Annotated in this window: 8 protein-coding genes; 7 read left to right on the top strand and 1 reads right to left on the bottom strand. The window is 68.8% G+C overall.

All coding sequences use genetic code 11. From position 1 onward, the window contains the following. Window positions 1–308: 308 nt before the first annotated feature. The 6 genes from AB4Z47_RS29815 (at window position 309) to AB4Z47_RS29790 (ending at window position 11,828) form a co-directional block, all read left to right on the top strand. Window positions 309–1,334 carry a glutathione S-transferase family protein gene (locus AB4Z47_RS29815; RefSeq protein ID WP_441955898.1) on the top strand — a complete coding sequence of 342 codons (1,026 nt, stop codon included), beginning with the start codon at window positions 309–311 and terminating at the stop codon, window positions 1,332–1,334. Between the two features lie 100 nt (window positions 1,335–1,434). Next, complete coding sequence (locus AB4Z47_RS29810) at window positions 1,435–2,166, top strand: hypothetical protein (RefSeq protein WP_441955896.1); 732 nt, start codon at window positions 1,435–1,437, stop codon at window positions 2,164–2,166. Next, window positions 2,163–3,164 (top strand): ATP-binding cassette domain-containing protein, encoded by a 1,002-nt coding sequence (locus AB4Z47_RS29805; RefSeq protein ID WP_441955894.1) that lies wholly within the window; start codon window positions 2,163–2,165, stop codon window positions 3,162–3,164. Before AB4Z47_RS29810 ends, AB4Z47_RS29805 begins: the two co-directional genes overlap by 4 nt. Next, a complete protein-coding gene (locus tag AB4Z47_RS29800; protein ID WP_441955892.1) occupies window positions 3,161–3,943 on the top strand; it encodes an ABC transporter permease in 783 nt (260 codons plus the stop codon). The genes AB4Z47_RS29805 and AB4Z47_RS29800 overlap by 4 nt, the downstream gene beginning before the upstream one ends. Window positions 3,944–4,104: 161 nt before the next feature. Continuing rightward, entirely contained in the window at window positions 4,105–7,914 is a 3,810-nt protein-coding gene (locus AB4Z47_RS29795; protein WP_441955900.1) for an ABC transporter ATP-binding protein, read from the top strand. Window positions 7,915–8,036: 122 nt separating this feature from the next. Then, on the top strand, window positions 8,037–11,828 hold the full coding sequence (locus tag AB4Z47_RS29790) for a multifunctional oxoglutarate decarboxylase/oxoglutarate dehydrogenase thiamine pyrophosphate-binding subunit/dihydrolipoyllysine-residue succinyltransferase subunit (RefSeq protein ID WP_441955890.1): 3,792 nt from the start codon (window positions 8,037–8,039) through the stop codon (window positions 11,826–11,828). A 177-nt stretch (window positions 11,829–12,005) separates the two neighbouring features. Here the strand turns inward: AB4Z47_RS29790 and AB4Z47_RS29785 are convergent, their stop codons facing one another. Then, complete coding sequence (locus tag AB4Z47_RS29785; protein ID WP_441955889.1) at window positions 12,006–12,176, bottom strand: zinc-binding dehydrogenase; 171 nt, start codon at window positions 12,174–12,176, stop codon at window positions 12,006–12,008. A 550-nt stretch (window positions 12,177–12,726) separates the two neighbouring features. Here AB4Z47_RS29785 and AB4Z47_RS29780 point away from each other — a divergent pair. After that, on the top strand, window positions 12,727–12,897 hold the full coding sequence (locus AB4Z47_RS29780) for a hypothetical protein (protein WP_441955887.1): 171 nt from the start codon (window positions 12,727–12,729) through the stop codon (window positions 12,895–12,897). The last annotated feature ends 372 nt before the right edge of the window (window positions 12,898–13,269 follow it).

Genomic DNA, 13,269 nt, shown 5'->3' with positions numbered 1-13,269 from the left:
TGATGTGGGGCCAGGTTCAGGCTGGCCCCACACCAGCAATCGTAGGTGGTCACAGGAGCCGAGCTACTCAGACAACCAACCCGTCACCCACCAACACGGGCGACCGGCCCGCCATACACGCCAACCCCTTGGAATAACTCATCTAGGCGTACCTCCGCCTTCGCTCCGGCCATGCGCGGGCTGAAGACGGACTACGTCCGGCAGCACCCACTAGGGCGTACCTCCGCCTTCGCTCCGGCCATGCGCGGGCTGAAGACGGACTACGTCCGGCAGCACCCACTAGGGCGTCGATCTGCGAGACTGTCCTGGTGACCAAGTCGGCCAGTGAAAACGGTTCCTACGTCGAGCCGGGCGAGTTCAAGCGGGACACCAACTACATCACCACCAGGATCACGGCCGACGGCCGAGACGGCTACCCGATGGAGCCGGGCCGGTACCGCTTGATCGCCGCACGGGCCTGCCCGTGGGCCAATCGGACGCTGATCGTGCGCCGGCTACTCGGACTGGAGGACGTGCTCTCACTCGGCCTGTGTGGGCCCACCCACGACAAGCTCAGCTGGACCTTCGATCTGGATCCCGGCGGTGTCGACCCGGTGCTCGGCATCCACCGGCTGCGTGACGCGTACCTCGCGCGATTCCCTGACTATCCGCGCGGCATCACGGTGCCCGCGGTCGTGGACGTGTCGACCGGCCGAGTCGTCACCAATGACTACGCGCAGATCACCCTCGACCTCTCCACCGAGTGGACCGCCCACCACCGCCCCGGGGCGCCGCAGTTGTACCCCGAGGCGTTACGCGCCGAGATCGACGAGGTGAATCGCGCGGTGTTCCGCAACGTCAACAACGGCGTCTACCGCTGCGGTTTCGCCGGATCGCAGGACGCCTACGACGACGCCTACGACCGGCTCTTCGACCGGCTGGACCAGCTCTCGGAACGCCTTGCGGCGCAACGCTATCTGGTCGGCGACACGATCACCGAGGCCGACGTGCGACTGTTCACCACGCTGGCGCGGTTCGACGCGGTATACCACGGGCACTTCAAGTGCAACCGGTCGAAGCTTGCCGAGATGCCGGTGCTGTGGGCGTACGCGCGTGACCTCTACCAGACCCCCGGTTTCGGCGACACCATCGACTTCGGGCAGATCAAGACGCACTACTACGTGGTGCACCGCGACATCAACCCGACCGGGATCGTCCCGAAGGGGCCCGAGCTGTCGAACTGGCTGACCCCGCACGGCAGGGAAGCCCTCGGCGGCAGGCCGTTCGGCGATGGAACCCCGCCACCGCCTCCTCCGTTGGCCGACCGCGTGCCCGCGCTGCACAGTCCGGCGTAGTGGAACCGATCCGGCCGGGCAGTTCGTTGTCATGACGAACTGACGGCCGCCGGTGCCATACACAGTTCACCAAGCAGACGGGAAGAGGAGGATGCCGCCGATGGTCAAAGGCGCGTTCGAGAAGACGGTGGTTCAGCTGCTCGATACCGGGTCCCGCCTGCAGGCACCCGCGGTCGCCAAGTACGTCGACCGAATCCGACGCTCCCATCCCGACGAAACCCCCGCACAGATCATCGAGCGGTTGGAGAAGCAGTACCTGCTCGCGGTCACCGGCAGCGGTAGCGCGGTCGGCGCGACGGCCGCGGTGCCCGGTGTCGGCACCGTCGCGGCGATCGCGGCGGTCAGCGCCGAGACCACGTTCTTCATGGAGGCATCCGCAGTGTTCACCCTCGCGGTGGCGGCGGTGCACGGCATCTCACCGGAGGACCAGGAACAGCGCAGGGCGCTGGTACTCGCCGTCGTGCTCGGCGAGAGCGGCATGGAGATCGTGCAGAAGAGCGTCGGCACCTCGGCGAAGAACTGGGGCACCGTGTTCGCCAACCGGATTCCCGGACTGTCGAGCATGAACGATTCGCTGGTGAAGCGGTTCATCGTCCGGTTCATCACCAAGCGCGCGGCGCTCATGGCGGGCAAGGTACTGCCCGCGGGTATCGGCGCGCTGATCGGCGGCGCGGGTAACCGTGCGCTGGGCAAGGCCACGATCACCAACGCGCGCAAGGCATTCGGTCCCGCGCCTGTGGTGTGGCCCGCCGACCGGCATCTCGTCGTCGACGCCGATCCACTCACCGCGATCGACCCGGGGCAGCCGAAATCCCCGAAGACGCCGAAATGAGCGGGGCGCGTCCGGTCGCGTTCTCGGTCCAGGCGTTGACCAAGCGGTACGACCTGACGCCCGCCGTGGAGAACGTGAGTTTCACCGTGTCATCCGGCAGCACGGCGGCGCTGGTCGGTCCGCGGGGCGCGGGCAAGACCACCGTCCTGCGACTGCTGCTCGGCCTGCTCGCCCCCACCTCCGGAACCGCCTTCGTCGCTGGCCCGGGGTCGGCTCGGCACGACGCGGTCGAGTCCTCCCGCATGGTCGGCGGCGTGCTCATGCCGCGCGGTCTGCATCCGGCAAGGACGGCGCGGGACCATCTGTGGAGCTACGCCGCCGCGGCCGGCGTCGCGGACGCGCGGGTGCCCGAGGTGCTGGAGATCGTCGGGCTGAACGAGGAAGCACGGACGAAGATCGGCGCCCTGTCGACCGGGCAGCAGACCAGGCTGGCCCTGGCGACCGCGTTGCTCACCGATCCCCCGCTGCTGGTGCTCGACGACCCGATGGACGGACTCGACGCCGCGGAACGCAGTTGGCTGCAGGACTTTCTGCGCGGGCACGCTCGGCACGGTGGCAGCGCGCTGCTGTCCAGCGAAAGCCTCGCAGCGGTGCTGCCCAGCGCGGACACCCTGATCGTGCTGAAGGAGGGCACGGTGGTGTACCAGGGCACCCCCGCACGGCTGCGGCGCGGACATCCGGACCGGCTGGTCGTCGCGGCGTCCACACCGATCGCGCTGGCGACCATGCTTGCCGCACAGGGCTTTACCGACGCGGTGATCCGGGCGGACGGGCGGCTCGCCGTGGCCGAGGCGACGGAAGCGCAGATCAGGGCGGCGGCCGCGGCGGCGCAGGTGCGGTTGGACAGCATCGTCTCCGACCCGATCCATCCCGACCGGGTGCTCGCGTCGCTGACCAAACCCACCGCCGCGCCCGCGCCGCAGTACCCGGGCCTCGCCACGCCCGCCGGAATCGCCAACCAGCAACCGTCGCCGATGCCCTATGGAATCCCACGATGATCACCCTCCTGCCCGCGGACCTGGTGCCGACCGTCAACTCCGAGGTCCGCAAGGTCCTCACACTGCCGCCGGGCCGGATGCTCGTCGGCGCGATCCTCGCGATCGCGCTGATCGCGAGCACCGTGTCCGCGGGCCTCGCCGGACCTGCCGCCCCGAAGGGTGAGCCCGCCACCGGGGCCGCGACGATCGGGCTCTACGTGAGCCTCGTCGTGGTCGTGCTGGCGGGCGCGATCTTCGGCGCGGTGAGCAGCGGCACCGAGTACCGGCACCACACCATGGCGGTGACCGCGCTGTTCGCCGCCGACCGTGACCGGCTCGCCGCCGCCAAGTTCCTGGTCACCGGGTGCGTCGCGCTGGCGACCGCGCTCGCGGTCGAGCTGGTCGCGCTCGCCGGCCTGCTCGGCTTCGGCCGGGGCAAGTTCGGTTTCACCGCCGAGTTGTTCGCCGCGCTCGGCGGCGGGCTGCTCGCCGCGGTCTGTTGGTCGCTGATCGGGGCGAGCGTCGGCATCCTGCTGCGATCGTCCGCCGCCGCGGTCGGGCTGCTACTGGGCTGGATCGCCGTCGCCGAACCACTGTTGTGGCTGATCGCGCGTGGCATCGGCATGGCAGGCGGCGTGACCCTGCTGCCCCTCTCGGCCACCGTCAGCACCGTGGCCGTCGGCTCCTACCCCGACAGTGATTTCCTCGCCCCCGCCCCGGCCGCCGTCGTGGTCCTGCTGCTGTGGACCATCGGCTTCGGCGCCGCGACCTGGTGGAGCCTGCGCACTCGCGATCTCTGACTCGAAGGGGCTGAAGGGTCTACGGGAGCAACGGGGTGTCGGCGGATGGCGGTACCGTCGATGTGTAGCGCGGTACAACCGAGGGACGAGTAGGCGACGTGGACGGGGGCGACAGACCCGGATGGATACGCAGGCTGTGGGCCGAGTGCAGGCCGCACGGCATGGTGCTGGCCGGACTCGCGGCGGCGTTGCTCGTCGGCGCGGTGGCCGAGACCGCGGGCCCGCTGCTCATCAAACGGGCGGTCGACGCGGCAGGCATAGGTGACACGGCGGCGATCGGCGCGGTCGCGGGACTGATCGTGCTGCTAGGGGTCGGCCGGGCCGCGGCAGGGTTCGGGCGGCGGCTGCTTGCCGGGCGGATGGCGCTGGACGTGCAGCACACACTGCGGCTGGACATCCTCGGGTCGTTACAGCGACTGGACGGCATCGGGCAGGACACGATCCGCACCGGGCAGGTCGTATCGCGCACGATCACCGATCTCCAACTGGTGCAGGGACTGATGTCGATGGCGCCGCTGTCGGGCATGGCTTTGCTGGAGTTCGTGCTCGCCGCCGCGGTCATGCTCTGGCTCTCCCCGCCGCTGGCGGCGGTTGCGCTGCTGGTGGTTCCCGCGATCGGCTTGGTTGTCTACCGGGTGCGGCCACGGCTGCACGCGGCGACCTGGTCGGCGCAGCAGCGCGCCGCCGATCTGGCCCAGCACGTCGAGGAGACGGTCACCGGCGTGCGTGTGGTCAAGGGCTTCGGGCAGGAAGCGCGGATGGTCGATCTGCTGGAGCGGCTCGCCGGCACGCTGTTCGCGGAGCGCATGCGCGCCGCGCGGATCGACGCGCGGTTCGCGCCGAGCGTGGCGGCGATTCCGCAGGTCGGCATGGTCGCGGTGATCGCGCTCGGCGGCCTGCTCGCGCTGCACGGCCTGATCGGCATCGGCACCTTCGTCGCATTCGCGGCCTACGTCGCCACCATGACCGGTACCGCACGCATCCTCTCGTCGGTGATCGTCATGGCCCAGCTGACCAGGGCCGCGGCCGAACGGGTTTTCCAGGTGATCGACACCGCGCCCGTCATCGCGGACCCCGAACGTCCGGTCGCGCTGCCGGACGGGCCGCTCGGGATCGACATCGATACGCTCACTTTCGGTTTCGACCCCCGACAGCCCGTGCTCCGTGAGATGGACATGCGCGTGCGGCCCGGCGAGACGGTGGCGATCATCGGCCCGGCCGGTTCGGGCAAGTCCACGCTTGCCCTACTCCTCCCCAGGTTCTACGCGCCGGATTCCGGCAGCATCCAGCTGTTCTCCGAGCGCCCCGACGCGCGACGGACCAACGGAGCAGGCGTCTCCGCCGCCGCGCAGACCGATCCGCACGCCGGGACGGGCGCAGCCGACGTCGTCGGGGTCGACATCGCCGACGTTCACGCCGCCGACCTGCGCGCGGCGATCGGCGTCGTCTTCGACGATCCGTTCTTGTTCTCCGACACCATCGCCGCCAACATCGCGCTCGGGCGACCGGAGGCGACCGACGAGGAGATCCGGCAGGCGGCGATCCAGGCCGCCGCCGACGACTTCATCGCCGCGATGCCCGACGGATACGACACCATGGTCGGCGAGCGCGGCCTCACGCTGTCCGGCGGACAGCGACAGCGGATCGCCCTGGCCAGGGCGCTGCTGGCACGCCCGCGCATCCTCGTGCTCGACGACGCCACCTCGGCGGTGGACGCGGTCACCGAGGCCGCGATCTTCGACGCGCTGTCCGACCGCGGCGGACGGACCACGCTGATCCTGGCGCACCGGGAATCGACCCTCGCCCACGCTGATCGCATCATCCGGCTGCCCGCGCCCGCAGGGCCCATCGCCGCCGCGCCGGACGCCGCCGCGGCTACGGTGCGGGCGGGGCAGACGCCGCCACCGCGTTCGGGCGGCGGCCCTTTCGCGGGCGCGACGGCGGACCTGAGCGAGACGCCCGAGCTGCGCCGCACGATCGAGCGCCTGCCACCCGCCACCGAGCAGCCGGGCCTGGACGCACAACGGTTGCGCGAGCCGGATCCGCGGTTCCGGCTGACCCGCATGCTTCGCCCGGTCCGCTGGCTGGTGCTGACTGTGATGGCGCTGCTCACCGCGGACGCGGTGATCGGCATCGCATTCCCGCCGCTGGTGCGCTACGCGATCGACCTCGGCGTGGTCGGCGCCCACGCCGAGGTGCTGGTCCGCGCGGCCCTGCTCGGCGCGGTCCTCGCCGCCGCGGGCTGGGCGGTCGGCGCGGCGACCACGGTGCTGACTGCGCGGACCGGGGAGCGGGTGCTGTTCGCCCTGCGAGTGCGCAGTTTCGCGCATCTGCAACGGCTGGGCCTGGACTACTACGAACGCGAGCTCTCCGGCCGGATCATGACCAGGATGACCACCGACGTCGACGCATTGTCGACGTTCCTGCAGACCGGGGTGGCCACCGCCCTTGTCGGCGTGCTGACGCTGGCCGGCATCGCGGTCGCGCTGCTGGCCATCGATGTGTCGCTGGCCGTCGTCGTACTGGTGATGCTGCCCGCCCTGGTGATCGCGACGGCGCTGTTCCGGCGGGTGTCGTCCACCGCGTACACGGTGTCGCGGGAGCACGTATCGGCGGTCAACGCCGATTTCCAAGAGAACGTCACCGGATTGCGCGCGGTGCAGGCAAACCGGCATGAGCCGGGTGCCGCCCGCCGCTTCGCCGAGTACTCCCAGCGCTACCGCGACAGCCGGTTAGGAGCGCAGCGGGCGATCGCGCTGTATTTCGCGTTCGTCGTCGGGTGGGCGGATCTGGCGTTGGCCGCGGTGGTGTTCGTCGGTGCGCGCGAGGTCGCCGACGGTGTGACCAGCGCGGGAACGCTGGTCGCGTTCGTGCTGTATCTGCAGCTGCTGTTCGGGCCGATCCTGCAGCTATCACAGGTGTTCGACGGGTATCAGCAGGCCAAGGTGGGGCTGCGCCGCATAGGGGATCTGCTGCGCACGCCCTCTTCGATCGCCGCCGACCGGGCCGAGCCGGTGCCGATCGGCCAGCGGCTGCGCGGTGACGTCGCGTTCGACGATGTCCGATTCCGGTACGCGGGCAGCCCGGTTCCGGCTCTGGACGGCGTCTCGCTGCGGATCCCGGCGGGTTCCACGCTGGCGCTGGTCGGACCGACCGGCGCGGGCAAGTCGACCGTCGTCAAGTTGCTGGCACGTCTGTACGACCTGCCCGCGGGTGTGACGAACGGCACGGGCGGTCCCCCGAAGTCTGGTGTGCTGAGCAAGCCCGAGCAGAACGGCGACGGTGCCGATGCGGCCCAGCGGAACAGTCTCGGCACGACCGAGCAGAACGGTGCGGGCTCGAGCAGGTCGGGCGCGATCCGGGTCGACGGCGTCGACATCCGCGACTATCGCCTCGTCGAATACCGCTCCCGCCTCGGCATCGTCCCGCAGGAATCTCACCTGTTCACCGGTGACGTGGCGAGCAACATCGCATTCGGGAAACCATCCGCCACCGCCGAGGAGGTCGCCGCGGCCGCCGCCGCCGTGGGCGCGACCGACATGATCGCCGCCCTCCCCCTCGGCATGGGCCAGCCGGTCGGGGAGCGAGGCCGCGGCCTGTCGGCGGGCCAGCGCCAGCTGATCGCGCTCGCCCGCGCCGAATTGGTCGCCCCGGACTTGCTGCTGCTCGACGAGGCCACCGCCACCCTCGATCCGGATGCGGAGGCATCGGTGCTGGCGGCGAGCCGATCGGTGAGCCGCGACCGCACCACGGTAATCGTCGCGCACCGGCTCGGCACGGCCGCGCGCGCCGACCGGATCGCCGTTGTCGACCACGGCCGAATCGTGGAATTCGGTCCACACGCCGCTCTGCTCGCCGCCGCGGGACCCTATGCCCGGCTCTGGGCAGCGGCGCGCGAGACCGGGGGAATATTCTCAGGTATCGACGAGTCGTCACCTATGAGGTCGGGGGTGTCGGGTGGTGGTCAGTAGATCCGCCGATTTGCTGCTGGGCCTATCCTCAAATGGGCGCATCGGCGCGTATCCGCTGATCCGTGTGCCGGGCACGTCACAAACGTCGCAGCGCGAAGAACGAAATGAGGCGAACACCTGCTGTGAGCAGCTCAACTTCCCAGTTCGGACAGAACCAGTGGCTAGTCGACGAGATGTATCAGAAGTTCAAACAGGATCCATCCTCCGTCGACGAGAGCTGGCACGAGTTCCTGGCCGACTACACGCCTGAGGTGAGTGGTGATTCTGGTAACAGCCAGACCGCCACCGCACCCGCGCAGGCCGCCGCCCCGGCTCCGGCGGCCGCGCCTTCAGCAGCTCCGGCTGCCGCTGCCCCCGCGGCCCCGAAGACGCCCGCCCCCGCGTCCGCGAAGACGGCTGCTCCGGCGGCTACGAAGTCCGCCGCGCCCGCGAAGCCCGCCGCGGCCGCCAAGGTCACCGCGCGCACCCCGCAGACCACCCCGGCGCCCACCTCGAACGCGACGCCGACCTCCGGCCCGAAGCAGGCCGACACCGCCACCGACGAGGCCAAGGTGTTGCGTGGCGCCGCCGCGGCCGTGGCGAAGAACATGGCAGCCTCGCTGACCATCCCGACCGCGACCAGCGTGCGCGCCATCCCGGCCAAGCTGATGATCGACAACCGCCTGGTCATCAACAACCATCTCGCCCGCACTCGGGGCGGCAAGATCTCCTTCACCCACCTGCTGGGCTACTCCATCGTGCAGGCCGTCAGGGCCTTCCCGAACATGAACCGGCACTACGCCGAGATCGAAGGCAAGCCGAACGCGGTCACCCCTGCGCACACCAACCTCGGTCTCGCGATCGACTTGCCCGGCAAGGACGGCAGCCGCTCGCTGGTCGTCGCCGCCATCAAGGGCTGCGAAACAATGACCTTCGGGCAGTTCCACACCGCCTACGAGGACATCGTGCGTCGTGCCCGCGACGGCAAGCTGACCGCCGAGGACTTCTCCGGCGTCACCATCTCGCTGACCAACCCGGGCACCATCGGCACCGTCCACTCGGTGCCCCGCCTGATGAACGGCCAGGGCGCGATCATCGGTGCGGGCGCCATGGAGTACCCGGCCGAGTTCCAGGGCATGAGCGACGAGCGGATCGCGGAATTCGGCGTCGGCAAGCTGATGACGCTCACCTCCACCTACGACCACCGCATCATCCAGGGCGCGGAGTCCGGTGACTTCCTGCGCACCATCCACCAGCTGCTGATCTCCGACGAGTTCTACGACGAGATCTTCCACGGCCTCGGCGTGCCCTACGAGCCGGTCCGCTGGCGCAAGGACATCCGCGAGCGCGGCGTCGACAAGAGCTCGCGCGTGCTGGAGATGATCGCGGCCTACCGCAACCGCGGTCACCTGATGGCCGACACCGACCCGCTGCGTCTTGTCAAGGACAAGTTCCGCAGCCACCCGGATCTCGATGTCACCCAGCACGGCTTGACCCTGTGGGACCTGGACCGCACGTTCAACGTCGCCGGCTTCCACGGCCAGGAGCAGATGAAGCTGCGCGAGGTGCTCTCCATCCTGCGTGACGCGTACTGCCGCCACATCGGTGTGGAGTACACCCACATCCTCGATTCCGAGCAGCTGCAGTGGATCCAGGAGCGGGTCGAGCAGAAGCACGTCAAACCGACTGTCGCGCAACAGAAGTACATCCTGAATCGGCTGAACGCGGCGGAGGCCTTCGAAACCTTCCTGCAGACCAAGTACGTCGGGCAGAAGCGCTTCTCGCTGGAGGGCGCCGAGGCGGTCATCCCGATGATGGACGCGGTGATCGACCAGTGCGCCGAGCATTCGCTCGACGAGGTCGTCATCGGCATGCCGCACCGTGGCAGGCTGAACGTGCTCGCCAACATCGTCGGCAAGCCGTACTCGAAGATTTTCACCGAGTTCGAGGGGAACATGAATCCGGCCGGTGCGCACGGCTCCGGCGACGTGAAGTACCACCTCGGCGCGCACGGCAACTACCTGCAGATGTTCGGCGACAACGAGATCGCGGTCTCGCTGACCGCCAACCCCTCGCACCTGGAGGCGGTCGACCCTGTCCTGGAGGGCCTGGTCCGCGCCAAGCAGGACTTGTTGAACAAGGGCGACGGGCCGGAGGGCTACTCGGTCGTGCCGCTGATGCTGCACGGTGACGCCGCGTTCGCAGGTCAGGGCGTTGTCGCCGAGACGCTGAACCTGTCGGGTCTGCGTGGCTACCGAGTCGGCGGAACCATCCACATCGTGGTGAACAATCAGATCGGCTTCACCACCTCGCCGGAGAACAGCCGCTCCACCGAATACTCCACGGACATCGCGAAGTTCATCGGTGCGCCGATCTTCCACGTGAACGGTGACGACCCGGAGGCCTGTGACTGGGTGGCCCGCTTGGCGGTGGACTTCAAGCAGAAGTTCCGCAAGGACGTCGTGATCGACATGATCTGCTACCGGCGCCGCGGCCACAACGAGGGCGACGACCCGTCGATGACGCAGCCGTACATGTACGACGTCATCGACACGAAGCGCAGCGTCCGCAAGGCTTACACCGAGAGCCTGATCGGCCGTGGTGACATCTCGCTCAAAGAGGCCGAGGACGCCCTGCGCGACTACCAGGGCCAGCTGGAGCGGGTGTTCAACGAGGTCCGCGAGCTGGAGAAGTACACACCGGAGCCGAGCGAATCGGTCGAAGACGACCAGACTGTGCCCGCGACCGTCGTGACGGCCGTGGACAAGACGATCCTGCAGCGCATCGGTGACGCGTTCCTCCAGGTGCCTGAGGGCTTCAGCGTGCATCCGCGCGTCAAGCCGGTGCTGGAGAAGCGCCGCGAGATGGCCTACGAGGGCAAGGTCGACTGGGCCTTCGCCGAGCTGCTGGCCTTCGGCACGCTGATCGATGAGGGTCATGCGGTCCGTCTGACGGGCCAGGACTCCCGGCGTGGCACGTTCACCCAGCGGCACTCGGTGATCATCGACCGCAAGACGGCCGAGGAATACACCCCGCTGCACAACATCGGCAGCGAGAACCCGGGCTGGTTCGCGGTGCACGACTCGGCGCTGAGCGAATTCGCCGCCGTCGGTTTCGAATACGGCTACTCGCTGGGCAACCCCAACGCACTGGTGTTGTGGGAAGCGCAGTTCGGTGACTTCGTCAACGGCGCCCAGTCGATCATCGACGAATTCATCTCCTCCGGTGAAGCCAAATGGGGCCAGCTGTCGGATGTCGTGCTGCTGTTGCCGCACGGTCACGAGGGCCAGGGGCCGGACCACACCTCCGGCCGCATCGAGCGCTTCCTGCAGCTGTGCGCGGAGGGTTCGATGACCGTCGCGGTGCCGTCCACGCCGGCGAACTACTTCCACCTGCTGCGCCGCCATGCGCTGGACGGCATCCGCCGCCCGATGATCGTCTTCACCCCGAAGTCGATGCTGCGCAACAAGGCCGTGGTGTCGGATCTGAAGGACTTCACCGAGAGCAAATTCCGCTCGGTGTTCGACGAACCCGCCTACGAGCAGGGCATCGGCGACCGCGGCAAGGTGAAGCGGGTCCTGCTGACCAGCGGCAAGCTCTATTACGAGCTGGCCGCGGAGAAGACGAAGCAGAAGCGCGAGGATGTCGCGATCGTGCGGATCGAGCAGCTCTACCCGCTGCCCACCTTCCGCCTGAACGAGTCACTTGACCGCTACCCCAACGCCACCGACATCGCCTGGGTCCAGGAGGAACCGGCCAACCAGGGCGCCTGGCCCTTCTTCGGCCTCAACCTCCCGGAGGTCCTCCCCGACCGCCTGGGCAAACTGCGCCGCATCTCCCGCCGCGCCATGTCGGCCCCGTCCTCGGGTTCGAGCAAGGTGCACGCGGTGGAGCAGGCCGAGATCGTCGCGGAAGCGTTCGAACCGACGACGTAGTTTCTCCAGATCTGACGCCGGGTCGAATCGCTCACTCCCAGAGCGATTCGGCCCGGCGTCTTACTTTCTACGAGTCGTGGGGATACGCCGAAGTCGGCGAGCAACAACTGTTCGCCTGCTCACCGGTGTCGCGGTCATGGTCAAGGGTCTTCGTGCCTGATCACGGGAATCGGGGAGTCACGGCGTCAACACCCACCGGCCGCGCTGTCCGTTGTCGCGAAGAGCTTGGTAAGCCCGGGCAGCGTTCTCCAGCGGGACAGTGCCGGCGCGACGGGCTTCCAGCCTTCCCTGGGCGGTCAGCGCAAGCATTTCGCGCAGCCGATGACCGTCGGGGACGACCGCTCCCATTCGCTGCAGGGGTGGGAGGACTTCCTGCACCTGCCATACCGGGCCGGCCAGTGGCCGCTACCGGAGTCAACAATCGGATCGGAAAGGGAGGCACAGCGGCAGCAAATTGAGTTGAGCCGGTGTTTCCGCGACGGTGGGAGGCGGCCCGACGACCTCGGTGGGCGACGTGGGCAATGGTCTCTGCTCTACGGCGTCACCGCGCGGGGTCGAGCAGGCGGCGGCCAGCAGCCAGACGACGCCGATGATGACCGCGATCGATGCCGCCGCCGCGATCTGCTGCGGCCGATGGCGGCGCCGTTGTGGTTGTGCGGTTGCGCGGCCAGTCGTACTCGGGAGCACTGCGGTGCTCCGCCGGAGATCCGCAATGCGTGGTCGACGCTCGACGATGGCCGGTGTTGTGGGCCGCCGCAGTGGCCGGGCTCCGGCATTCGACATGGATCGCAGCGACAGCCGATGCTGCGGCAGCGGCGTGGGGTGCGAGCGCGATGATGCGGGGTCAGGGTGTACTGGCCGGTCGGCGTCGGATTCGATCCACGACGACCACCGGTCCGTGAAGGGCGACGACAACAAGGGCGCTGAATGGGCAGCGGAATCGAGTGCCGGGCCCGACGACAAGGGTTCCGATACCGAGTGTTCCGGTGCGGCGTGTTCTGGTGCAGCAGGCTTCGACGCGAAAGATTTCGACGCTATTGATTCAGTTGCGAAGGATTTCGGTGCATAGGGTTCGGGCGCATAGGGGTCCGGCACGGCGGGTTGCGCATGCGCGAGCTCTGCGGCGGGTAGGACCTCCGAGTACTGCGACTCCGGCGCCGACACCGCCTGACCGTCTTCTGGCACATCCGCGGTATCGAGCGGCTGCTGATCCGTAAGAGTCGACGGTGAGCGGTCCGCCCACTCTCGGCCTTCCAGCCCGGATTGGACCGCCACGCCCGAGACCGCAGGTTCCGAGACCGCAGGTTCCGRGACCGCAGGTTCCGRGACCGCAGGTTCCGAGACCGCAGGTTCCGAGACCGCAGGTTCCGAGACCGCAGGTTCCGAGACCGCAGGTTCCGAGACCGCAGGTTCCGAGACCGCAGGTTCCGAGACCGCAGGT

Origin of the sequence: Nocardia sp. 2TAF39, from assembly GCF_052114905.1 — a bacterium.
Taxonomy (GTDB): Bacteria; Actinomycetota; Actinomycetes; order Mycobacteriales; family Mycobacteriaceae; genus Nocardia.
This window is presented reverse-complemented; position numbering and strand designations above follow the sequence as displayed.